The 22,411-nt window shown below is 72.1% G+C and carries 19 protein-coding genes and 1 pseudogene; 14 read left to right on the top strand and 6 right to left on the bottom strand.

From position 1 onward, the window contains the following. Window positions 1–591: 591 nt before the first annotated feature. Window positions 592–807, top strand: a pseudogene (locus AB0L56_RS04520) (LuxR C-terminal-related transcriptional regulator); the annotation flags it as partial. Between the two features lie 6 nt (window positions 808–813). Here AB0L56_RS04520 and AB0L56_RS04515 read toward each other — a convergent pair. Next, on the bottom strand, window positions 814–1,470 hold the full coding sequence (locus AB0L56_RS04515) for a phosphatase PAP2 family protein (RefSeq protein ID WP_365418938.1): 657 nt from the start codon (window positions 1,468–1,470) through the stop codon (window positions 814–816). A gap of 174 nt (window positions 1,471–1,644) precedes the next feature. Here AB0L56_RS04515 and AB0L56_RS04510 point away from each other — a divergent pair, with 174 nt between their 5' ends. Beyond that, window positions 1,645–2,514, top strand: a complete 870-nt coding sequence (locus tag AB0L56_RS04510; RefSeq protein WP_365418936.1) for a hypothetical protein — start codon at window positions 1,645–1,647, stop codon at window positions 2,512–2,514. A gap of 88 nt (window positions 2,515–2,602) precedes the next feature. Here AB0L56_RS04510 and disA read toward each other — a convergent pair whose 3' ends face one another. Both disA and radA read right to left on the bottom strand, forming a co-directional pair. Continuing rightward, a complete protein-coding gene (disA, locus tag AB0L56_RS04505; protein WP_361037748.1) occupies window positions 2,603–3,727 on the bottom strand; it encodes a DNA integrity scanning diadenylate cyclase DisA in 1,125 nt (374 codons plus the stop codon). An 80-nt stretch (window positions 3,728–3,807) separates the two neighbouring features. After that, the gene (gene radA / locus AB0L56_RS04500; RefSeq protein WP_190167432.1) at window positions 3,808–5,217 is read right to left on the bottom strand and encodes a DNA repair protein RadA; all 1,410 of its coding nucleotides are present in this window, start codon (window positions 5,215–5,217) and stop codon (window positions 3,808–3,810) included. Between the two features lie 183 nt (window positions 5,218–5,400). Between radA and AB0L56_RS04495 the strand changes: the two genes are divergently transcribed. Further along, on the top strand, window positions 5,401–7,182 hold the full coding sequence (locus AB0L56_RS04495; protein ID WP_365418932.1) for a hypothetical protein: 1,782 nt from the start codon (window positions 5,401–5,403) through the stop codon (window positions 7,180–7,182). Between the two features lie 1,000 nt (window positions 7,183–8,182). Here AB0L56_RS04495 and AB0L56_RS04490 read toward each other — a convergent pair. Continuing rightward, window positions 8,183–9,076 carry a hypothetical protein gene (locus AB0L56_RS04490; protein ID WP_365418929.1) on the bottom strand — a complete coding sequence of 298 codons (894 nt, stop codon included), beginning with the start codon at window positions 9,074–9,076 and terminating at the stop codon, window positions 8,183–8,185. Between the two features lie 95 nt (window positions 9,077–9,171). On the opposite strand from AB0L56_RS04490, the gene AB0L56_RS04485 reads away from it, so the two are divergent. From AB0L56_RS04485 to ilvD, 4 genes are all read left to right on the top strand, one after another. Further along, entirely contained in the window at window positions 9,172–10,104 is a 933-nt protein-coding gene (locus tag AB0L56_RS04485) for a Ppx/GppA phosphatase family protein (protein ID WP_361037754.1), read from the top strand. Between the two features lie 183 nt (window positions 10,105–10,287). Continuing rightward, window positions 10,288–11,127: a sugar phosphate isomerase/epimerase gene (locus AB0L56_RS04480; protein ID WP_361037756.1), complete on the top strand. Its 840-nt coding sequence runs from the start codon at window positions 10,288–10,290 to the stop codon at window positions 11,125–11,127. Then, window positions 11,124–11,771, top strand: coding sequence for a TetR family transcriptional regulator (locus AB0L56_RS04475; protein WP_365418925.1), 648 nt, complete (start codon window positions 11,124–11,126; stop codon window positions 11,769–11,771). The genes AB0L56_RS04480 and AB0L56_RS04475 overlap by 4 nt, the downstream gene beginning before the upstream one ends. 148 nt (window positions 11,772–11,919) lie before the next feature. Then, on the top strand, window positions 11,920–13,773 hold the full coding sequence (gene ilvD / locus AB0L56_RS04470; RefSeq protein WP_365418923.1) for a dihydroxy-acid dehydratase: 1,854 nt from the start codon (window positions 11,920–11,922) through the stop codon (window positions 13,771–13,773). Between the two features lie 24 nt (window positions 13,774–13,797). Here the strand turns inward: ilvD and AB0L56_RS04465 are convergent, their stop codons facing one another. Continuing rightward, on the bottom strand, window positions 13,798–15,918 hold the full coding sequence (locus AB0L56_RS04465) for a serine/threonine-protein kinase (protein ID WP_365418920.1): 2,121 nt from the start codon (window positions 15,916–15,918) through the stop codon (window positions 13,798–13,800). 178 nt (window positions 15,919–16,096) lie between these two features. On the opposite strand from AB0L56_RS04465, the gene AB0L56_RS04460 reads away from it, so the two are divergent. The 6 genes from AB0L56_RS04460 to proC all read left to right on the top strand — a co-directional run bounded on the left by AB0L56_RS04460 (window position 16,097) and on the right by proC (window position 20,397). Beyond that, the gene (locus AB0L56_RS04460; RefSeq protein ID WP_365418917.1) at window positions 16,097–16,405 is read left to right on the top strand and encodes an SH3 domain-containing protein; all 309 of its coding nucleotides are present in this window, start codon (window positions 16,097–16,099) and stop codon (window positions 16,403–16,405) included. A 108-nt stretch (window positions 16,406–16,513) separates the two neighbouring features. Further along, on the top strand, window positions 16,514–17,017 hold the full coding sequence (locus AB0L56_RS04455; RefSeq protein ID WP_365418915.1) for an EamA/RhaT family transporter: 504 nt from the start codon (window positions 16,514–16,516) through the stop codon (window positions 17,015–17,017). A 50-nt stretch (window positions 17,018–17,067) separates the two neighbouring features. Then, window positions 17,068–17,862 (top strand): class I SAM-dependent methyltransferase, encoded by a 795-nt coding sequence (locus AB0L56_RS04450; protein WP_365418912.1) that lies wholly within the window; start codon window positions 17,068–17,070, stop codon window positions 17,860–17,862. 33 nt (window positions 17,863–17,895) lie between these two features. Further along, on the top strand, window positions 17,896–18,711 hold the full coding sequence (locus tag AB0L56_RS04445) for an ABC transporter ATP-binding protein (protein WP_365418909.1): 816 nt from the start codon (window positions 17,896–17,898) through the stop codon (window positions 18,709–18,711). Then, a complete protein-coding gene (locus AB0L56_RS04440) occupies window positions 18,708–19,493 on the top strand; it encodes an ABC transporter permease (protein ID WP_361037772.1) in 786 nt (261 codons plus the stop codon). Before AB0L56_RS04445 ends, AB0L56_RS04440 begins: the two co-directional genes overlap by 4 nt. A gap of 91 nt (window positions 19,494–19,584) precedes the next feature. Continuing rightward, entirely contained in the window at window positions 19,585–20,397 is an 813-nt protein-coding gene (gene proC / locus AB0L56_RS04435) for a pyrroline-5-carboxylate reductase (RefSeq protein ID WP_361037774.1), read from the top strand. A 29-nt stretch (window positions 20,398–20,426) separates the two neighbouring features. Here proC and AB0L56_RS04430 read toward each other — a convergent pair whose 3' ends face one another. Beyond that, on the bottom strand, window positions 20,427–21,014 hold the full coding sequence (locus tag AB0L56_RS04430) for a cysteine hydrolase family protein (RefSeq protein WP_365418905.1): 588 nt from the start codon (window positions 21,012–21,014) through the stop codon (window positions 20,427–20,429). Window positions 21,015–21,089: 75 nt separating this feature from the next. Between AB0L56_RS04430 and AB0L56_RS04425 the strand changes: the two genes are divergently transcribed. Further along, window positions 21,090–22,082 (top strand): helix-turn-helix domain-containing protein, encoded by a 993-nt coding sequence (locus AB0L56_RS04425; RefSeq protein ID WP_361037778.1) that lies wholly within the window; start codon window positions 21,090–21,092, stop codon window positions 22,080–22,082. Window positions 22,083–22,411 lie beyond the last annotated feature (329 nt).

The following is a 22,411-nucleotide window of genomic DNA, read 5'->3' as shown; positions in this document are numbered from 1 at the left end:
CCTTGGTGAGCACCGTTCGCGTCGGTAAGCGCTGTCTGCCGTCAAGAGCGCTGCTCACCTTGGAGGACACCGCCCGCCGTGGAGCATGCCGCTCTCCTCTGAGAGCACCGGCCGTCCCCGAGAGCGCCGATCGTCTCGGAGAGCACCGCTCCTCTCGGAGAGCACCGCTCGCCTCTGAGAGCGCCGCCCGCCTGGGAGGGCGCCGCTCCTCTTGGAGAGCACCGCTCGCCTCGCAGAACGCCGCCCGCCTGGGGGCACCGCTGGAGGACGTCGCCCCCCGCTGCCGGACCGGCAGATACAGGACCCGCCGACGGAGCGCGCGCCCGCGCCGCCGAAGGCACGCGGTGCCGCTACTACCGCGCGAGCGGCGAGCTCTTCGTCTCCGTCGACCACTTCCGGCTGTGCTTCGACGACGAGGGCCGCCTGGCCGCCAAGAACGTATCCCGCGCGTCGGCCCGTCCGGCGAAGTCCACGAAGACGACGAGGAGTTCGCACGATGATCCGGGTGCTGCCGGCCGACAACGAGGCGATGGTCCGCGCGGGGGTGCGCGCCGCCATCCTGGGGAGCAGCGGGGTGTCGAAGTTCGGGGCCCGTACGAACTTATCGCGGGCGTACGGGCGGTGGGCGGCGGCGGCGCCTTGCTGTCGCCCAAGGTGGCCCGGTACGTCACCGAGATCGCCGCCCCGCTGCATCTCGTGGAGGGCACGGTGAAGGCGTACGTCAGCGCGGTTCTCGACCGGCTCGGTGTGCGCAATCGCGTACAGGCGGCGATCGTCGCCTACGAGGCCGGCCTGGTGGCGGCCTGAGCCCGCTCAGCGGCGCCGGGGGTGGGTGGCGCGGGGCGGCACCGCGCGGGTGACGGATCGCGGCCCCGGCCCGGCGAGCCATCGCGCGGGGGGCGCCGAGGAGGCCCGCATTGCCTCGGTAAGCCGGAGTGCCGGACGCGTGGCGAGCCGTACGGCGGTCAGCGCGACGACCGCGCCGAGCAGCAGCCCGGCCGCCACGTCATGCGGGTAGTGCACGCCGACGAACACTCGTGAGAACGCCATGAGTAGCGCCAAGGGCGCGGTCAGCCAGACAAGCGCGCGCCGGACCAGCACCAGGGTGAGGGCCGAAGCGCCCGCGATGGTGGCGTGGTTGCTCGGGAACGACCAGTCGCCGTGCGGCGGGCACTCCGCGAGGGAGGGGGCGGCGCCGGTGACCGCGCGGCACGGACGCTCCTCCGTTACAAGGGACTTGAGGACCTCACTGCTTACGTACGCCACAGCCGTGGCCACAGGTGCAAGGGCCGCGATCGCGAACGCGCGGGTGTCTGCGTGCCGGGCCCGCCACCAGCCGGCCGCGAACAGCGCGACGAAGACCAGAAGTCCGGCCTCCGTGCCGATCTCGGCCAAGTGCCGCACCCACGCAGGTGTGTCGTGTGCGTAGTCGGTGATGTCGCGGTAGAGCCCGCTGTCCACGAAGTCCATGGTCACGGACGGTAGGCGAGAAGCCGGAATGATCACACCCAGCGATCGTCGCGTGCCGTACCCGACGAACGTCAGGGGTGACAGGGCGGTTTCCGGGATGATGATCCTGAAAAGTTGTCGTGCGAGCGGCGGGTGGGGCAAGTCAACGCACCGATCTCTCGTAAGGTTTGCGCCGTGGGATCTCTGCGCAATCCGGTCGGGCCGCTTCCCTCCTCCATCTACTGGCGACGGAGGGCCGTACTGCTGTCCGTGCTGGCCTTGTTGGCGTTGTTGGTCACCTGGGTCGTCGTCTCCGGCGGCGGGGGCGGCGACGACCGTGACAACGGGGCCGACGGCAAGAATCCCGCGCCGTCCATCACGCCGGGCCCGTCGGGTTCGGGGCCGGCGATCAGTCAGGCGCCGGGTGGGCGGGACGAGTCGGGCGACGGCGGCTCCGACGGTGGCGGCTCCAACGGTGGTGGTGGTTCCGGCGGTTCCGGTGGCTCGTCGTCCGGCACGGGCGACGACGGCGCCAACGGCGATCCCGCGGGCTCCGGCGGAGGCGACGGAGCGGGAGGCAGCGCCGGCGGTGGTTCCGTGGGCGGTACGTCGGCCGGGGTCGGCGCGGGGGACGCGTTGCCAGCCGGGTCGGGCTCGGGTCTGCCCAACTGCACAGCGAGCGCGGTGGAGTTCAGTCTGCGCAGCGCCCGTAACGCCTACGAGCCCGGGCAGACGCCCACGTTCCTGCTGACCGCGCGCAACACCTCCGGCAGTGACTGCAAGATCGATCTCGGCCCGGAGAGCGCAGTGTTGACGGTTGCTCAGGCGAGCGACGACGACACGTACTGGGCGTCCGACGACTGTCCGAAGGGGGCGCGGAGCCTGGTGTTCCGGGTGCCGGCGGAGGACAGCATCACCTACACGGTGAAGTGGGACCGAAAGGCAAGTGCGTCGGAGTGTGCGACGCCGGAGGCGGGGGCGGCAAAGCCGGGGACGTACCTGGTGGAGGCGAAGGCGCCGGGATTCGAGAAGGCGCGGACGTCCTTCGTGTTGAAGGCGGATTGACGTGCTGAAGGTCGACTGACCTGGCCGCGCCCGGCGCCAACAAGGCGACGGGCGACCAGCGGTGCCCCGGACGTGCCACCAACGCGCCCTAGACGTACCGCTCGAGGATCGAGCTCTCCGCCAGCCGCGACAGGCCCTCGCGCACGCTCCGCGCCCGGGCCTCGCCGACGCCGTCCACCGTCTGCAGATCGTCCACGCTGGCGGCGAGCAGCTTCTGCAGACCGCCGAAGTGCTCCACCAGCCGGTCGATGATCGCGCCGGGCAGCCTCGGTACCTTGGCCAGCAGACGGAAGCCGCGCGGCGAGACCGCCGAGTCCAGGGTCTCCGGCGAACCGGTGTAGCCGAGGGCGCGGGCCACCGTCGACAGCTCCAGCAGTTCCGCGTGGGTGAGCACGTTCAGCTCGTGCAGGGCCTCGTCGACCGTGCGGGAGCGCTTGGCGGTGGGCTCGGGCACATAGTCCCGCACGACCAGGCTCCGCTCCGGCTCCACGCCCGCGATCAACTCGTCGAGCTGGAGGGCGAGGAGACGCCCGTCGGTGCCCAGTTCGACCACGTATTCGGCGATTTCGGTGGCGATACGGCGCACCATCTCCAGTCGCTGCGCGACCGCCGACACGTCCCGGACGGTCACCAGGTCCTCGATCTCCAGCGCCGACAGCGTGCCGGCGACCTCGTCGAGGCGGAGCTTGTAGCGCTCGAGGGTGGCCAGCGCCTGGTTGGCGCGGGACAGGATCGCCGCCGAGTCCTCCAGGACCCGGCGGTGGCCGTCGACGTACAGGGCGATCAGCCGCATCGACTGGGACACCGAGACGACGGGGAAGCCGACCTGCTTGGAGACGCGGTCGGCGGTGCGGTGCCGGGTGCCGGTCTCCTCGGTGGGGATCGTCGGGTCCGGCACCAGCTGCACGCCCGCCCGCAGGATCTTCGACAGGTCCGACGACAGGACGATGCCGCCGTCCAGCTTGCACAGCTCGCGCAGCCGGGTCGCGGTGAACTCGACGTCCAGCACGAAGCCGCCGCTGCACAGCGTCTCGACGGTCTTGTCGGAACCGAGCACGATGAGCCCGCCGGTGTTGCCGCGAAGCACGCGCTCCAGGCCGTCACGCAGGCTGGTGCCGGGTGCCACGGCGCTCAGTGAGGCGCGCATCAGGCCATCGGAACCGGCACTCCCACCGGACTTTCCGGGAGCTGCTGCCCGGTCGTTGGCTGCCACTGCACTCCTCCGGTCGCAGGTTCTGGGCGCCCCCGTTCAGCGCACTCGGTTCGTACGGACGGGCGAGACCTGCGCAAAGTCTACCGGCGGTCCTCCGTCTCCCGTGGGGCCTCTCGGCGACGCGAGCGCGGAAGGACACGCAGAGCGTCCCCTATGTCCGCTACCTCCAGCACCTTCATGCCCGCCGGCACCTTGCCCGGATCGCCCGGAACCAGAGCGTGCGTAAAGCCCAGACGGTGGGCCTCGGCGAGCCTGCGCTGGACGCCCGTGACGCGTCTCACCTCGCCTGCGAGGCCGACCTCGCCGATCGCGACCAGGTTCTTCGGCAGCGGGGTGTCGCTCGCCGCCGACGCCAGTGCCAGCGCCACGGCCAGGTCGGCGGCCGGTTCGGAGAGCTTCACCCCGCCGACCGTCGCGGAGTAGATGTCCCGTTTGCCCAAGGCGCTGATCCGGCCGCGCTGTTCCAGCACCGCCAGCATCATCGACACCCGAGAGGTCTCCAGGCCGGAGGTGGTGCGCCGGGGGGAGGGGATCTGCGAGTCGACCGTGAGCGCCTGCACTTCGGCGACGAGGGGGCGGCGGCCCTCCAGGGTGACGGTCAGACAGGTGCCCGGTACCGGTTCGGCACGACGAGTCAGGAAAAGTCCGCTGGGGTCCGCAAGGCCCGTGATGCCCTCGTCGTGCAGTTCGAAGCAGCCGACCTCGTCCGTGGTGCCGTAGCGGTTCTTGACGCCGCGCACCAGGCGCAGCCGCGCGTGACGGTCGCCCTCGAAGTGCAGGACGACATCCACCAGGTGCTCCAGCAGGCGCGGTCCGGCGATCGCGCCGTCCTTGGTGACGTGTCCCACAAGGAGCGTGGACATCCCGCGCTCCTTGGAGGCCCGGATCAGCGCGCCCGCCACCTCGCGGACCTGGGCCATACCGCCCGGGGCGCCGTCGATCTCCGGGGACGCCACCGTCTGCACCGAGTCCAGGATCAGCAGGGACGGCTTCACCGCGTCCAAGTGGCCGAGCACGGCGGCCAGATCCGTCTCGGCGGCCAGATACAGATGGTCGTCGATGGCGTGGATGCGGTCGGCGCGCAGCCGGACCTGACTCGCCGACTCCTCGCCCGTGACATAGAGCGTGCGGTGCTCGTCGCTCGCCGACTTGGCCGCGACGTCCAGCAGCAGCGTGGACTTGCCCACGCCCGGCTCACCCGCCACGAGCACCACGGCACCGGGCACGAGTCCGCCGCCGAGCACCCGGTCCAGCTCGGGCACGCCGGTGGACCGGGCGGTGGCCTGACGGCCGTCGACCTGGCCGATGGGCAGGGCGGAGGTGGTGACCCGCCCGGGTGTCGTCGTACGGACCGCGGGCGCGCCGTACTCCTCGACCGTCCCCCAGGCCTGGCACTCGGGGCAGCGGCCGAGCCACTTGGCCGTCTGCCAGCCGCATTCGGTGCAGCGGTAGGACGGGCGGTCCTTGGTGGTCTTCGTACGGGCAGCCATGCGGAAAAGGTAGCGGCAGGCTCTGACAACGCGGCCTCCGCTCCCTCGCCCGCTGTGCCGGGCGTGGGCGCCCCACCGGTGAGGAAAGGTTCCTGTCCCCGATTGAGGGATCGTTTCACCCGTACGGATTAAAAGTGCTCAGGGCTCCGGAAGGGGCCGCCCCGAGCCCCCTACGGTCGCCGAATGACAAGCAGTGGCGCCCAGACCCCGACCCGCACGACCGGATCCCGCCGGACGCACCGGGAAGTGCGCGACCGCGGCGCCGCACGCACCCTCGCCGAGCGGCCCGCCACCCGCTACGAGCCCCATCTGGACGGCCTGTTCACCTACTGCCTGTCCGTGCTCTGCGACCACGACGCGGCGACCGCCGCCCTGGCCGACGTCCTCACGCTCGCGGAGCGCCGCGCCCGGCACGCCCCGGACGAGCTCGGAAGCCGCCGGGCCTGGCTGTACGCGCTGGCCCGCTGGGCGTGTCTGCGCCGGCTGGCGGAGGCCAGACAGAAGAGCCAGGCCACGCACGCCGGCGGCCGCGCCGACCGTCGGCGGGCGGTCAGGACGCCCACCGCACCGGCCGTCTCCGAGGAGATGCGGGAGCGGCGCCGCCGGGAACTGGCCGAGCTGGCCTGGCCGGAGGCCGCCGGGACCAGCCCAGAGCAGCGCGAGGCGCTGGAACTCGCGGTGCGCCACCATCTCGCCCCCCACGAGGTCGCCTCCGTGCTCGGCATGGAGCCGGCCGCCGCGCAGGAGCTGCTCGCCACCGCGGCCTGTGAGGTGGAACGCACCCGCGCGGCGCTCGCCGTCGTCGAGACCGGCGCCTGCCCGGGCGTGGCGCATCTCACCGGCGACCAGCGGGTCGTGCTCAGCACGACCCTGCGCCGCGAACTCGTCCGGCACGTCGACGACTGCCCGCGCTGCCGCCGCACCGCCGAGCGGGCCGTCCCGGGCCGCTGGCCCGGCACCAGCGTCACCCCCAACGCCCTGCCGGTCCTGCCGGTGCCCGGCGCGGCCCTGCGCGCCGCCCTGGCGCACCACCCGCGCGCGCGGGGCGCCGCGCCGCGCTTCGACCGGCGGGGCTTCCCCCTGGACCCCAAGGACCGCGTGGCGCGCCGGGACCGGCTGCGCGCGCGGGTCATGACGACGACCGTCGTCGCCACCGTCGTCGCCGCGCCGGTGCTCGCGCTGTGGGCCGCCTACCGGGGCACCCCGGTCGGAGAGGCCCAGGACGGCCGTTCGGCCTCCGCGCGGGAGGACGGCGGCACCGTCGAGCTCGACGGTGAGGAAGCGGGCGTCGGCTATGAGAACACCGGCAACGCCGGCACGCGCCCGGGGTCCCGTTTCGACGAGGGCGGCGAGGCGGATGTGTCCGTGGAGGTCGTCGGTGTCCCCGGGGCGGGACAGAAGGGCGCCGCGGCGATGGACGTCAGGGCCGGCCACAGCGGTGACACGACGCTGATCACCCTCACCGCGACGGGTACCCGACCGGTCCGCTGGTCGGCCGCGACGGGCGCGTCCTGGCTCTACCTGAGTGAGTCCTCGGGAACCCTCGACCCCGGCGAGTCGGTGACCGTCAGGGTGTACGTCGACCAGTTGCGCGAGCCGTCCGGCCACTGGCGCGCAACCGTGGCGATCTCCCCCGCGGGATCGGTCGTGACCATCAGCGGTTACGGCACCGCGCCCTCCGCCCCCGGGAGCGGCTCGCCCTCCGGCCACCCCGGCGGCCCGGGCACCCCAAGCGCCCCTCCCGCCTCGTCGCCCGACCCGGAGCCGACGCCCACGACACCACCGCCCTCGCAGCCCGCACCGAGCGAGCCCCCGACCTCGCCCGACCCGGAACCCACAACGGACGGCCCCACGCCCACCGGCCCAACCCCGAGCGACCCGGTGCCCACCGACCCGAACACGGCCACCCCAGAGAACCCGCCCCCACCGCCCGACCCCGGCACTCCAAGCCAGACCGCCCCGTAGCCCACACGTGCCGCCCAACGCACCGACGCCCGACACTCCCCGATCACCATGGCGCCGGGCCGCGAGCGTCGGACACTCCCGCGTGGAGCGCTTCCATACGGCTGTCCCGGGGTCGGGTGCCCCGGCGTGGGGCGTTCGGCGTCGCACCGACGCCGGATACTCCCCGGCCATCCCGGCGCCGGGCCGGGAGCGTCGGACACTCCCGCGCGGAGCGCTTCCGCATGGCTTAGCTGTCCCGGGGGCGGGTGCACCGGCGTCGGGCGTTCGGCGTCGCACCGACGCCGGGCACTCCCCGGCCACCCTGGCGCCGGGCCGCATGCGTCGGACGCCCCCGCGCGGAGTGCCTCCGCACGGCGTCCCCGGCGTCGGACACCCCGCGCGGAGCACCTCCGTACGGCCGTCCCCGGCGTCGGATTCCCCGGCGCGGAGTGCCTCGGTACGGGTGTCCCGGGGTGGGTGCCCCTTGCGTCGGGCGTTCGGCGTCGCACCGACGGCCGGGGACTCCCCGACCATCCCGGCGTCGGGCACCCTCGCGCGGTGCTTCCGCACGGGTGTCCCGGGGTCGGGTGCCCCTTGCGTCGGGCGTTCGGCGTCGCACCGACGCCGGGCACTCCCCGGCCACCCTGGCGCCGGGCCGCGAGCGTCGGACGCCCCCGCGCGGAGCGCCTCCGTACGGCCGTCCCCGGCGTCGGATTCCCCGGCGTGGAGCGCCTCGGTGCGGGTGTCCCGGGGTGGGTGCCCCTTGCGTCGGGCGTTCGGCGTCGCATCGACGCCGGGCACTCCCCGATCACCATGCCGCCGGGCCGTGAGCGTCGCACGCCCCCGCGCGGAGTGCCTCCGCACGGCGTCCCCGGCGTCGGACACCCCCGCGCGGAGCGCTCAGCGTCGGGCGCCCTATGTCGGCCACGGCCTCAGGCGCCCCCGTGTCACCCACCGGCGTCAGGCACACGCCCCACAGGTGGACCCGCGTTCACACGCCCCCGCGCCCGCTCTCCCCGTGTCAGGCCCCCGGTTCCCCCGTCGGGTCCGCCGGGTGCGGCGCCAGCAGAGGAAGCTCGGAGGCCATGCGTTCCTCGCAGAGCTCGACCAGGCGGTCGTAGCCCGCCTTGCCCATCAGCTCGGTCAGCTCCGCGCGGTAGGAGACGTACACCGGGTCCCCGGCGCCGTGCGCCGAGGTGGCCGAGGTGCACCACCAGTGCAGGTCGTGACCGCCCGGCCCCCACCCGCGACGGTCGTACTCGCCGATCGACACCTGCAGGACGCGGGTGTCGTCCGGCCGGTCGATCCACTCGTAGGTCCGCCGGATGGGCAGCTGCCAGCACACGTCCGGTTTGGTCTCCAGCGGCTCGCGGCCTTCCTTCAGGGCGAGGATGTGCAGCGCGCAGCCCATGCCGCCCGCGAACCCCGGCCGGTTCTGGAAGATGCACGACCCCTGGAACGGCCGGGTCTGACGTTCGCCGTCCTCGTCCTCCGAGACCCAGCCTCCCCGCCGGCCCTCGTCGTGGTGCTGCCAGATATCGGGAGTGAGCCTCGCCACATGCTGGGCGACCCGCTTCTCGTCGTCCTCGTCCGAGAAGTGGGCCCCCAAGGTGCAGCACCCGTCGTCCGCGCGGCCGGCCTGAATGCCCTGACAGCCGCTGCCGAAGATGCAGTTCCAGCGAGAGGTCAGCCATGTCAGATCGCAGCGGAAGACCTGCTCGTCGTCCGCCGGATCAGGGAATTCCACCCATGCGCGAGCGAAATCGAGACCCTTCTCGTCGTCCACCGGCGCCTTCCCCGGCGTCTGCGGTGCTGTCACCCGCGAAGAATCCGCGGCCAGTCCGGCCTTGTCCTTCTTATCCGTCTTGGCCTTCTTGTCGGGCTTGGCGTCCTTCGCCTTTTTCGTCTTTGGCACCCGTCCAGGGTAAGTCGCCCACACCCGGAACCGGGACCGGCTCGGCCACCGCAGACAGCGCAACACGCCGCGCTGCGCGCAGTAGCGTTCCGTACATGAGACTCGGAGTCCTCGACGTGGGGTCGAACACGGTGCATCTGCTGGTGGTGGACGCGCACCCCGGCGCACGCCCGCTGCCCGCGCACTCGCACAAGACCGAACTGCGCCTCGCCCAGCTCCTCGACGACGACGGAGCCATCGGCCCCGACGGCGTGGACAGGCTGATCGCGGTCGTCCACGAGGCGCTCCAGGCGGCCGAGGACAAGGGAGTCGAGGAACTGCTGCCGTTCGCGACCTCCGCGGTGCGCGAGGCCGGCAACGCCGACGACGTCCTGGCGCGGGTGCGCGACGAGACCGGGGTCGAGCTCCAGGTGCTCAGCGGCGAGGAGGAGGCGCGGCTCACCTTCCTCGCCACCCGCCGCTGGTACGGCTGGTCGGCCGGGAAACTGCTCGTCATCGACATCGGCGGCGGCTCCCTGGAGATCGCCTACGGCCTCGACGAGGAGCCCGACACCGCGGTGTCGCTGCCGCTCGGCGCCGGCCGCCTCACCGCCGGCTGGCTGCCCGGTGACCCGCCCGGGCCGGACGACGTGCGCGCGCTGCGCCGTCATGTGCGCACGGAGATCGCCCGCACGGTGGGTGACTTCAGCCGCCTCGGCGCCCCCGACCACGTGGTGGCCACGTCCAAGACCTTCAGGCAGCTCGCCCGTCTCGCCGGCGCGGCCCGCTCCGCCGAGGGCCTCTATGTGCAGCGCGAGCTGAAACGGGAGTCCCTGGAGGCCTGGGTGCCGAGGCTCGCCGCCATGACCGCGGCCGAGCGCGCCGAACTCCCCGGTGTCTCCGAGGCCCGCGCGGGACAGCTGCTCGCCGGAGCCCTGGTCGCGGAGGGCGCGATGGACCTGTTCGGCGTCGAACGCCTGGAGATCTGTCCCTGGGCCCTCAGGGAGGGCGTCATCCTCCGCCGCCTGGACCACATGGGCCAGGGTTAAGGGCTTGTCCGGCGGATCAGGCCGGGGACGCGGGGTCCGGCACGCCTGGGTTGCACGGCGCCGTCCCTTTCCCCCGACCTGATCCGCCGGACAGGCCCTCGCAGCGCACGCGCCTATGGCAAACACCACAACGGCCAACGGGCACCCCGCACCCACCGGACCCCACCCCGTAACCTGATCCTCGTGGCAGAACCAAGGGACGTAGTCCGCATCCCGGATGCGAAGGTCGCCCTGTCGACGGCCTCCGTCTATCCGGAGTCGACGGCGACGGCCTTCGAGATCGCCGCGCGCCTCGGATACGACGGCGTCGAGGTGATGGTGTGGACCGACCCGGTCAGCCAGGACATCGAGGCACTGCGCAGACTCAGCGACTACCACCGCATCCCCATCCTGGCCATCCACGCGCCGTGCCTGCTCATCACGCAGCGTGTGTGGTCCACCGACCCCTGGACCAAGCTCCAGCGCGCCCAGGCCGCCGCCGAGAAGCTCGGGGCCGGCACGGTCGTCGTCCATCCCCCCTTCCGCTGGCAGCGGCAGTACGCCCGTGACTTCGTGGACGGCATCTGGCGGATGGCGAACGAGACGGATGTGCGGTTCGCCGTGGAAAACATGTACCCCTGGCGCTACCGCGACCGCGAGATGCTCGCCTACGCCCCCGACTGGGACGTCACCAAAGAGGACTACCGGCACTTCACGATCGACCTCAGTCATGCCTCGACCGCCCGCACCGACACCCTGCAGATGATCGACCGCATGGGCGACCGCCTCGGCCATGTGCACCTGGCCGACGGCAAGGGCTCCGCCAAGGACGAGCACCTCGTCCCCGGCCGCGGTGACCAGCCCTGCGCCGAGGTGCTGGGGAGCCTCGCGTCGAACGGCTTCGACGGCCATGTCGTCATCGAGGTCAACACCCGCCGGGCCATGTCGAGCGCGGAGCGGGAGGCCGATCTGGCCGAGGCGCTGGCCTTCACGCGCCTCCACCTGGCCTCCGACTCCTCCACGATCAAGGTGCCCCGCCGGTGACCGGCATCACCGCCGGCGACGGTCCGGGCGCCTCCGCGCGGGGCAACGGCACCGCCCGGCGCCGCGGCCGCCCTCCTCGTACGGAATCCGCCGGCACCCGGGACCGCATCCTCGACGCGGCCCGCGAGGAGTTCTCCGCGCGGGGGTACGAGAAGACGTCCGTCCGGGGGATCGCCAAGTCGGCCGGGGTCGACTCCGCGCTGGTGCACCACTACTTCGGCACCAAGGAGCAGGTGTTCGAGGCCGCCGTCGAGGTCGCCTTCGCTCCGGCGTTGGCCGTGCGGGACACGATCTTCGACGGTCCGGTCGAGGAGGCCGGCGAGCGGATGACCCGCATGATCATCGGACTCTGGGAGAACCCCGTCACGCGGTCGCCGTTGCTCGCGATCGTCCGCTCCGCCGTGAACAACGAGACGGCGGCCGGGGTCTTCCGCCGCCTGATCGCCGGCCAGCTGCTGCGCCGGATCGCGGGGCAGCTGGACATGCCCGACGCGGAACTGCGCGCCGAGCTGGCCGCCGCCCAGCTGGTGGGGATCGCGATGATCCGTTACGTGATCAAGGTGGAGCCGCTGGCCTCGGCGGACCCCGAGCAGATCATCCGGCGGGTGGCGCCGGTGGTGCAGGGTCACCTCACCGGCCGCTGACGCCGTCCGGGTGAAACCCGCGCCGCTTATCGGTACATGCGCAGGTGCCACTGAAACATCCGTCCCGCATTCCGGACACCTCGTCCCGCCCTCTGGATGACCGGCGTACGCTCGATCCCGTCAGAACTCTCCGAAGGAGCGAGCGACGATGCCCGAGCTGAGGTCCCGCACAGTCACCCACGGCCGCAACATGGCGGGCGCACGCGCCCTTATGCGCGCCTCCGGTGTACCGGGTGCGGACATCGGCCGCAAGCCGATCATCGCGGTCGCCAACAGCTTCACGGAGTTCGTCCCCGGTCACACCCACCTGGCCCCGGTGGGCCGGATCGTCAGCGAGGCGGTGACGGCGGCCGGCGGCATCCCGCGCGAGTTCAACACCATCGCCGTCGACGACGGCATCGCGATGGGCCACGGCGGCATGCTGTACTCGCTCCCCTCCCGCGACCTGATCGCGGACAGCGTGGAGTACATGGTCGAGGCGCACTGCGCGGACGCCCTGATCTGCATCTCCAACTGCGACAAGATCACGCCGGGCATGCTCAACGCGGCCCTGCGCCTGAACATCCCCACGGTCTTCGTCTCCGGCGGCCCGATGGAGTCCGGCCGCGCCACCCTGGTCGACGGCACGGTCCGCACGCTGGACCTGGTCGACGCCATGGTCGACGCGGCCAACGACAAGATCTCCGACGCGGACGTGCTCCGTATCGAGGAGAACGCCTGTCCGACCTGCGGGTCCTGTTCTGGCATGTTCACCGCCAACTCGATGAACTGCCTCACCGAGGCCATCGGCCTCTCCCTGCCCGGCAACGGCTCGGTCCTGGCCACTCACACCGCCCGCAAGGCGCTCTACGAGAACGCCGCGCGCACGGTGCTCGACCTGACCCGCCGCTACTACGAGCAGGACGACGACTCGGTCCTGCCCCGCAGCATCGCCACCGCCTCGGCCTTCGAGAACGCCATGGCGCTCGACATCGCGATGGGCGGCTCCACCAACACGATCCTGCACCTGCTGGCCGCCGCCCAGGAGGCCGGAGTCTCCTTCGGCCTCACCGAGATGGACGCCCTCTCACGCCGCGTCCCCTGCCTCGCCAAGGTGGCCCCGAACGTCGCCAAGGACCGCACGTACTACATGGAGGACGTGCACCGCGCGGGAGGCATCCCCGCCCTGCTGGGCGAGCTGCACCGCGCGGGGCTGCTCAACGAGGACGTCCACTCCGTCCACAGCCCGTCCCTCGCCGACTGGCTGAAGACCTGGGACGTCCGCGGCGGCTCGCCCTCCCAGGAGGCGGTGGAGCTCTGGCACGCCGCCCCCGGCTGCGTGCGGTCGGCGGAGGCCTTCTCCCAGTCCGAGCGCTGGGACTCCCTGGACGAGGACGCCGAGGGCGGCTGCATCCGCTCCGTCGAGCACGCCTACTCCAAGGACGGCGGCCTCGCGGTCCTGCGCGGCAACCTGGCGGTCGACGGCTGCGTCGTCAAGACGGCCGGTGTGGACGAGTCCATCTGGACCTTCGAGGGCCCGGCGGTCGTCTGCGAGTCGCAGGAGGAGGCCGTCAAGAAGATCCTCACCCAGCAGGTCAAGGAGGGCGACGTCGTCGTCATCCGCTACGAGGGTCCCAAGGGCGGCCCCGGCATGCAGGAGATGCTGTACCCGACGTCGTACCTGAAGAGCCGCGGCCTCGGAAAGGCCTGCGCCCTGATCACCGACGGCCGCTTCTCCGGCGGCACCTCCGGCCTGTCCATCGGCCACGCCTCCCCGGAGGCGGCCTCGGGCGGCACCATCGCCCTGGTCGAGGACGGCGACCGCATCCGCATCGACATCCCGAACCGCTCGATCGAGCTGCTGGTCGACGAGGCCGAGCTCGCCCGCCGCGAGCAGGCGCTGGGCGGCCGGTACGTTCCGGCGAACCGTGACCGCAAGGTCTCGGCGGCCCTCCGGGCGTACGCGGCGATGGCGACCAGCGCGGACAAGGGCGCGGTGCGGGACGTGAGTAAGCTGGGCTGACCGCCCGGCCCCGCCCCCGCCGGGTCACCAGTCGGCCGGGTCGGAGCCCGCCACGCCGAACACGGTTGCGTCGGGTGCGCCGGCGTAGACGTGGCCGCCCGCGAGCACGGGCGCCGGCAGCGAGGCGGGGACGCGGTCGGACGCGGCGCCGAGACGCGGCCGGGTCTGCCCGAGCAGCTTCCCCTGACGTGCGTCGACGCCCAGCAGCCGCCCGTCGGGAGCGGTGACGTACACATGCCGTCCGTCGGAGACGGGCGCCGAGCCCCGGCTCACGCCCGTCTCCAGCCACCACTTCTGCTTCCCCGTGGCCATGTCAACGGCCACCAGCGAACCGCCGGCACCCATGAGGTACACGGTGTCCCCGTGCACACCGGCCTCCGCCTGCGTGACCGGCACCGGCAGCTTCACCCGGCGCGTCTCCCCGGTGGCGGGCGTATGGCGGAGTACGGCCTTCACGTCCCCGTACACCTCGCCGCCGACGACGAGGTACACGGCCCCGTCCGCGGCGCCCACGGGCGTCAGCGACCCCTTCAGCTCCGCGTCCCACCGCACGTCACCCGTCGCCGGATCCACCGCGGTGACCCGGGTCCCGCTCCCGTCCCGCGACGGACTCGTCGCATACGCCGACGGCTCCCCGGCCTTTCCGTACCTCCCCGTCCCTTCGGCGAACGAGGAGAAGTACGGCACGTCATGGCCCGGTATCCGGCGGGACCACCTGGTCTCGCCCGAGGCGGCGTCCACGCCCATGACCGTCCCGTCGGAACGGGTCAGCAGGAGCATGTCACCGACAGCCCGCACGCCCTGGTGCCCGGGCGCGTCCTTCCGCCACACCTGCCTGCCCGTGGCGGGGTCGAGCGCTTCCAGGTCACCGATCCGGTCGAGCGAGGGCTGGACGAGACCGCCCGCCACAACCGGCGGCCCGCTGCGGGTCGTCCCCGCGACATCGTGCCGCCACAGGGTGCGGCCGTCGGCCGGATCGAGGGCGACGACCAGGCCGGGCAGCGCACACAGCAACCGCCGAGTCCCGTGGGTGCAGATGGGCATGCCGCCGTCCTGGGCGGGCACCGCCTCCCACGCGCCGAAGGCCCCCGCCGAGCTCCGCGCGGCGGGGGCCCTCCGCGCGGCGGTTTCCGTGCCGCCGAGCACCTGAACCGCCGTGAGCCCGCCGAGGACGGCAAGACAGAGCGCCCCGGCCACCAGAGCCGTCCGCCCGCTGAGACGCCGCACAGGCCGCTCCCCGCGTGCCTGCGGCTCCGGCGCCTCCTTGGGCGCTTGGGGCGTCCGCGGCGCCGGTACAAACACCTGCGTGTCGTACGCCGCCGACACCGACCGCAGCTCCCGCATCAGCTCGTCCGGCGTCGGCCGGTCCTCGGGCTCCTTGGCGAGACACCGCAGCACCAGCGGCGTGAGCGACTCCGGTACGCCGGTCAGGTCGGGCTCGTCATGCACGACCTGGTAGGCGACGACGTAGGGGCTGTCGGAGTCGAACGGACCGCGTCCCGTCGTCGCGTGCACCATGAGCGAACCGAGGGCGAACACGTCGGCCGCGGGGCCCACCTCACGGGGCCGCCGGAACTGCTCGGGCGCCATGAACGGCGGCGTCCCGATCAACTTCCCGGTCTCCGTACGCAGTTCACTGTCCCTCGGACGGGAGATGCCGAAGTCGATGACCTTCGGCCCGTCCTGGGCGAGCAGGACGTTGCTCGGCTTCAGATCCCGGTGCACGACCCCCACCCGGTGGATGTCGCGCAGTGCCTCCGCCATCCCGGCCATCAGACGGCGCGACTGATCCGGGTCCATGGGGCCGTTCCGCTTCACCTGCTCGGAGAGCGTCGGACCGGGGATGTACAGGGTGGCCATCCAGGGCCGCCCGTCCTCCGGATCGGCGTCGACGACCGGCGCCGTGAACGCCCCGCTCACCCGTCGCGCCGCAGCCACTTCCTGCCGGAACCGCCCCCTGAACTCGGGATCCCTGGCGTACCGGGCGTGTACGACCTTCACCGCGACCCGCATCCCGGACGTGCTCCGGGCCAGATGCACCACGCCCATGCCCCCTGCCCCCAGGCAGGACTCCAGACGGTAGTGACCGGCGTATTCCGGAAGTTCCGCTTCCGCGCCCGCTCCGACGTTGTGCTGCGGCGCCATGGAACCACCCCCGTGCTGTTCGTTCGCGAGCGCTCGGAGCCTAGTCGATGCCCTGTTCGGGACCGAGGCGGCTTGCCCGCCCGTGCGTACGAGCGAAGAGTTGATGTTTCATGACGTGTCCCAGGGGAATCACTGGGGCCCCACGACAGTCGTGGGGCGCAACGGGGGAGATTTTTTCATGTCCGACCAGACTCAGCAGCGGCCCGGCGAGGACGAGAAGGCGACCACGATGGCCGCTGCCGCGGCTTCCTACCCGGTGGCGCCGGGCTACCAGCTCAACGTCCGCAGCGGCCCCGGCACCGGCTACTCCATCGTGAAGGTCCTCCCCGAGGGCTCCAGCGTCCGGATCAACTGCCAGACGCCGGGCACCCGGGTATCGGGCCCGTACGGCACCTCGAACATCTGGGACAACATCGGCAGCGGCCAGTACGTCTCCGACGCGTACATCCACACCGGCAGCGACGGGTACGTCGCCCCGCGCTGCTAGGTGTATTGGTCGAACGTTGTGGGGACTGCCACCGCCGGGTGAATTCCCGTTCCGGCGGTGGCAGCCCCAGCCGCAATCCCCGCCCGCGCGGGCTGTCAGAATCGACGGGTGAGCGCAGAGACCGACACGAACGGCACCCCGGAGACCCCCGCGGGCCCCCGGCCCGAGCCCATCCGCTTCTTCGGCACGACCTGGGTCGACCACTCCGGCGGCTACACCGCCCGCCGCATCGGCGTCGCCGTCGGCTCCCTCGCCGCCGCGGCCGCGGCCTGCTTCGTGCTGCGCATCGCCTACGACGGGCTCCGGATCGCCGACGTCGGCAGCTTCGTCTCGCTCCTCATGGTCGTGATGTTCGCGGTCTGCAGCTCGCTCGCCTTCCGCCACACCTGGTCGGGCTTCAGCACCCGCCCCGACCCCGACCGCCACGCGTCCCTGCGCGGCCTGCTGTCCATCGGCTTCGTAGGCTCCCTTCTTGCCTACTTCTTCCGCTCGCTCACCGAAGCCCCGGGCGAGAAGCTGCACCGCGCGGAGTACGCCAATGCCCGCGAGGAGTACGACAAGCGCCTCACCCGCCGCTCGGGGAACCCGTCGAAAAAGCGCCGCCGCTCCTGACCTCACCGGAACCCTCCGGCCCGCACCCCTCGCACGGCCACCATGGCCGTATGACGTCATCGCCCGCAGAACAGGCCGCCCACACCGCCCGAGCCCACTCCTTCAACGCGGCCGCCGCTCAGTACGCGGCCAACCGCCCCTCCTACCCGGCCGCGCTCTTCGACACGATCGAGGAGCTGACCGCACGCCCCCTCGCCAGCTCCCGGGTCGTGGACATCGGCGCCGGTACGGGCATAGCGACCGCCCGCCTGCAAGCGCGCGGCGCCGAGGTGATCGCCGTCGAGCCCGGTGACGGCATGGCCGCCGAGTTCCGCCGCGCCCTCCCCGGCGTGCCGGTCGTCCGGGGCAACGGCAACGCCCTCCCCTTCACCGACCACTGCGCCGACCTGCTCACCTACGCCCAGTCCTGGCACTGGACCGACCCCGACCGCGCCGTCCCGGAGGCGCTGCGTGTGCTGCGCACCGGCGGTGCGCTCGCGCTGTGGTGGAACACCGACGCGCTCGACGTGCCGTGGATCGGCGACGCGGCCCGGCGCATCGACCGCCACTTCGGCCGCGAACACTCCGCCTGGCAGCGCACCGTCGGCGCCCGCATCGCCGACCCCTCCGGCCGCCTCCACCTGCGCCGCCGCGACATCCGCTGGAGCCGCCGCGTGCCCGTCGACACTCACCTGGCGAACATCGGCAGCCACTCGGTCTTCCTGACCCAGGACGCGCATCGCACCGCGGCCTTCCTCGCCGAGGAGCGACGGCACCTCCTGCGGGTCTTCCCCGACGGGATCGTCGAGGAGACCTACGACGTCGTCCTCCTCCTGGCGACCACACCCCCCACGCCGACGACTTGACGCCTCCCCGGGCGCCGGAGCAGTATTCATCGCATGATGAATTACTCCTCCCACCCACCGGAGGAACCAGCCGTCCACGCCCAGGACCTCACCGTCGACCGAGGCCCCCGCACCGTCCTGCGCGGCCTCGACTTCACCGTCCCGCGCGGTCAGATCACCGGCCTCCTCGGCCCCTCCGGCTGCGGCAAGTCGACCCTGATGCGGGCCGTCGTCGGCACCCAGGCCAAGGTCACCGGCACACTCGATGTCCTCGGCAGCCCCGCCGGCCACCCCACCCTGCGCACCCGCATCGGCTACGTCACCCAAGCCCCCTCCGTCTACGACGACCTCACCGTCCGCCAGAACCTCGACTACTTCGCCGCGATTCTCGACCCCGGCCGGGCGGCCGCCGACCGCCGCCATGAGAACGTCGCCCGCGCCATCGCCGACGTGGACCTCACCACCCACGCCGACGCCCTCGCCGGCAACCTCTCCGGCGGACAACGCAGCCGCGTCTCCCTCGCCGTGGCCCTCCTCGGCACCCCGGAACTGCTGGTCCTCGACGAACCCACCGTCGGCCTCGACCCCGTACTGCGCCGCGACCTCTGGCAGCTCTTCCACACCATCGCCGCCGAACACGGCGCCACCCTGCTGGTCTCCTCCCACGTCATGGACGAGGCCGAACGCTGCCACCGCCTCCTGCTCATGCGCGCCGGCGAGATCCTCGCCGACGACACCCCCGTCGCCCTCCGCACCCGGACCGGCTGCGACACCGTCGAGGACGCCTTCCTCCGCCTGGTCGACGAAGCGACTGCGGCAGGCCGCACAAAGGAGACGACGCAGGAGACGACAAAGGAGACCACCCGATGAGCACCACCCGCCCGGCGACGGCGACACCCGCCCCAACCAGTGCCCTGAACCTCTCGCGCACCACGGCCACCGCCGCCCGGGTCCTGCGCCAGCTCCGCCACGACCCGCGCACCATCGCGCTGATGATCCTCATCCCCTGCGTGATGCTGTTCCTGCTCCGCTACGTCTTCGACGGCAGCGCACGCGTCTTCGACAACATCGGAGCCTCACTCCTCGGGATCTTCCCGCTCATCACGATGTTCCTGGTCACGTCGATCGCCACCCTTCGCGAACGCACCTCCGGCACCCTGGAACGCCTCCTCGCCATGCCCCTCGGCAAGGGCGACCTCATCGCCGGCTACGCCCTCGCCTTCGGCGCCCTGGCGATCATCCAGTCCGCGCTCGCCACCGGCCTCGCCGTCTGGTTCCTCGGCCTCGACGTCACGGGCAGCCCCTGGCTCCTCCTCCTGGTGGCCCTGCTCGACGCCCTCCTCGGCACGGCCCTCGGCCTCTTCGTCTCGGCCTTCGCGGCCTCGGAATTCCAGGCGGTGCAGTTCATGCCGGCGGTGATCTTCCCCCAGCTTCTCCTCTGCGGCCTCTTCACCCCACGCGAGAACATGCACCCCGTCCTGGAGGCGATCTCCGACGCCCTCCCCATGTCCTACGCGGTCGACGGCATGAACGAGGTCCTCCAGCACACCGACATGACGGCAGCCTTCGTACGCGACATCCTGATCGTCGCCGGCTGCGCCCTCCTGGTCCTGACCCTGGGCGCGGCCACCCTGAAACGCCGAACGGCGTAAACGTCCCGCCCACTGGACGTGCACCCCCGCCGCGCCTCCGGGGGTGCGAGGATGACGAGGGACGACCCACCCCCGGAGGGCACCAGCAACCATGACCCAGAAAGTCGCAGTCCTCGGCACCGGCAAGATCGGCGAAGCCCTGCTCAGCGGAATGATCCGCGCCGGCTGGGACCCCACGGACCTCCTGGTCACCGCCCGCCGCCAGGAGCGAGCCGAAGAACTCCGCGCCCGTCACGGAGTCACCCCGGTCTCCAACCAGGAAGCCGCCAAGACCGCCGACACCCTGATCCTCACGGTCAAACCCCAGGACATGGGTGCCCTCCTCGACGAACTCGCCCCGCACGTCCCCGCCGACCGCCTCGTGATCAGCGGGGCCGCGGGCATCCCGACCTCCTACTTCGAGGAACGCCTCACCACCGGCACCCCGGTCGTCCGCGTCATGACCAACACCCCCGCCCTCGTCGACGAGGCCATGTCGGTCATCTCCGCCGGCACCCACGCCACCGCCGACCACCTTGCCCACGCCGAGGAGATCTTCGGCGCCGTCGGCAAGACACTGCGCGTCCCCGAGTCCCAGCAGGACGCCTGCACCGCCCTCTCCGGCTCCGGCCCGGCGTACTTCTTCTACCTGGTCGAAGCCATGACGGACGCCGGCATCCTGCTCGGCCTGCCCCGGGACAAGGCCCACGACCTGATCGTCCAGTCCGCGATCGGCGCCGCGACGATGCTCCGCGACAGCGGCGAGCACCCTGTGAAGCTCCGCGAGAACGTGACCTCCCCCGCCGGCACCACCATCAACGCCATCCGCGAACTCGAGAACCACGGCGTACGAGCCGCCCTCATCGCCGCTCTCGAAGCCGCCCGCGACCGCAGCCGCGAACTCGCGAGCGGCAACAAGGACTGACCGACGTCACCACCCCCTGCACGGGAGAGTCACCCCGCGGCCTCCACGACCTCCTTGGTCGTCACGACCCGCGCGAAACCACCCCCGTGCAGGGTCACCGCCGTCGCCTGCGCCAGCTCATCCGCATCGCGCCGCCAGCCGAACGGCCCCTCCGCACCGAACGTGTACGTCGCGTCGTACACGAAGAGCACGTCGTACCCCAGGTTCCCGCCCATCCGGGCCGTCGTCTCCACACACATGTTGGTCTGAATCCCGACCACCGCGAACTGGGAGATCCCCGCGCCCTTCAGCCAGGCATCGAGATCCGGCGAACCGTAGAACGCCGAGTTCACGCTCTTCGTCACCAGCAGCTCGGCCCCCGCACCCCCTCTCCCACGCCGTGCCTCCACGTACTCCTTGAAGTCGTTGCCCGGCTGCCCCGGCCGCAACGGCGACCGCGGGCTGACCGAGTCGTGCCGCACGAACACCACCGGCCGGCCCGACGCCTGCCAGGCGTCGATCACCGAGGCGATGTTCTCGTCGGCTCCCGGGTTGTTCCGCCTCCCCCAGAAGTCGAGGTCCTCGAAACCCTGCTGCACATCGACGACCACCAGCGCTGCGTTCTCCGCAATATCCATGCCCCCGATCGTGGCGGTCCGCCGTCCCCTTCCCCAGAGGTACAGAAGTCAGCGATCGATGGTTTACTGCCAGCCATGGAGAGCGTCACCGCACCGGACCGCCCACGCGACCCGTACCGCGTGGCCCTGGTCGCCTTCCCCGGCATCCGCGCCTTCGACGTCTCCGTCATCACCGAGGTATGGGGCCCCGACCGCACCGACCGCGGCGCCCCCGCCTTCGACCTGCACCGCGTCGCCCCCGACACCACCCCCGTCCCCATGCGCGGCGGCCTCACCCTGCTCCCTGACCGCCCCCTGACCTGGCTGACCGACGCCGACCTGATCCTCGTCCCCGGCCTCGACGACCACCTCACCCCGGCACCACCCCCCGTCCTCGACGCGCTCCGCCACGCCCACGCCCGCGGCACCACCCTCGCCGCCCTCTGCGGCGGCGCCTTCACCCTCGCCCAGGCCGGCCTCCTCGACGGCCGCCGCGCCATCACCCACTGGAACCTGATCGACCTGTTCCGCACCCACCACCCCCACGTCACCGTCGTCCCCGACGCCCTGTTCATCGAGGACGACAACATCTGGACCGCGGCCGGCACCGCCGCCGGCATCGACCTGTGCCTCCACCTCATCCGCCTCAACCACGGAGCCGAAGCCGCCGCCACCATCGCCCGCTCCATGGTCACCGCGCCCTTCCGCACCGGAACCCAGGCACAGTTCATCGAGCACCCCACCCCCCGCACCGACCGCGACGCCGACGCCCTCGCCGCCGTACGCGAGCACGCCCTGCGTCAGCTCCATCAGCCGCTCACGGTCGCCGACCTGGCCGCCCACGCCGGCATGGCACCGCGCACCTTTGCCCGCCACTTCACCGCGGCCACCGGCACCACTCCGCTGCGCTGGCTCCTCGACCAGCGCATCGCCGCGGCCCAGCGCCTCCTGGAACGCACCGACCTCCCCATGCCCGAGGTCGCCCGACGGGCCGGCTTCGGCAGCGAGGTCACCATGCGCCAGCACTTCGCATCGCGCCTCGCCACCAGCCCCCGCGCCTACCGAGCCGCGTTCAGCACGGGGGGTTGACACGCCCCGGCGGGATCCGTAAGGTTCTTCGAGTTGCCCGACGTGAGCACCGACTCCGGTCGGTCCCCGGGCGGCCATTCCGCAAGTACCACTACTGATCGACGTCAGCAGTCTGTCTGCCGACGCTCCATTGGTGTGCGTATTCGCGTAATGAGGAATCCGCGCCTGAAAGGGCGCAGGCCCCGATTAGGTCGGGGGCCGGGAATCCGCTAAAGTCTCACTCGTCGGAACGGCCCAACGGCCGGGAAGACAAGCCCCGCTGACTGGGGGTCAGGTCGAGAAAAAGATCTGATAGAGTCGGAAACACCGAAGGGAAGCGCCCGGAGGAA

This window comes from Streptomyces sp. NPDC052079, assembly GCF_040680275.1.
Lineage (GTDB): Bacteria > Actinomycetota > Actinomycetes > Streptomycetales > Streptomycetaceae > Streptomyces.
Note: the sequence above shows the minus strand (reverse complement) of the source record. Positions and strands in the feature narration are given on the sequence as shown.

What these genes read in the sequence shown, in the direction of transcription:
- AB0L56_RS04515 (WP_365418938.1), bottom strand. Translation starts at nt 1,470, where the DNA reads ATGGACTTCGTGGACAGCGGGCTCTACCGCGACATCACCGACTACGCA.
- radA (WP_190167432.1), bottom strand. Translation starts at nt 5,217, where the DNA reads ATGGCTGCCCGTACGAAGACCACCAAGGACCGCCCGTCCTACCGCTGC.
- AB0L56_RS04495 (WP_365418932.1), top strand. Translation starts at nt 5,401, where the DNA reads ATGACAAGCAGTGGCGCCCAGACCCCGACCCGCACGACCGGATCCCGC.
- AB0L56_RS04485 (WP_361037754.1), top strand. Translation starts at nt 9,172, where the DNA reads ATGAGACTCGGAGTCCTCGACGTGGGGTCGAACACGGTGCATCTGCTG.
- ilvD (WP_365418923.1), top strand. Translation starts at nt 11,920, where the DNA reads ATGCCCGAGCTGAGGTCCCGCACAGTCACCCACGGCCGCAACATGGCG.
- AB0L56_RS04465 (WP_365418920.1), bottom strand. Translation starts at nt 15,918, where the DNA reads ATGGCGCCGCAGCACAACGTCGGAGCGGGCGCGGAAGCGGAACTTCCG.
- AB0L56_RS04460 (WP_365418917.1), top strand. Translation starts at nt 16,097, where the DNA reads ATGTCCGACCAGACTCAGCAGCGGCCCGGCGAGGACGAGAAGGCGACC.
- AB0L56_RS04450 (WP_365418912.1), top strand. Translation starts at nt 17,068, where the DNA reads ATGACGTCATCGCCCGCAGAACAGGCCGCCCACACCGCCCGAGCCCAC.
- AB0L56_RS04445 (WP_365418909.1), top strand. Translation starts at nt 17,896, where the DNA reads ATGATGAATTACTCCTCCCACCCACCGGAGGAACCAGCCGTCCACGCC.
- AB0L56_RS04440 (WP_361037772.1), top strand. Translation starts at nt 18,708, where the DNA reads ATGAGCACCACCCGCCCGGCGACGGCGACACCCGCCCCAACCAGTGCC.
- proC (WP_361037774.1), top strand. Translation starts at nt 19,585, where the DNA reads ATGACCCAGAAAGTCGCAGTCCTCGGCACCGGCAAGATCGGCGAAGCC.
- AB0L56_RS04430 (WP_365418905.1), bottom strand. Translation starts at nt 21,014, where the DNA reads ATGGATATTGCGGAGAACGCAGCGCTGGTGGTCGTCGATGTGCAGCAG.
- AB0L56_RS04425 (WP_361037778.1), top strand. Translation starts at nt 21,090, where the DNA reads ATGGAGAGCGTCACCGCACCGGACCGCCCACGCGACCCGTACCGCGTG.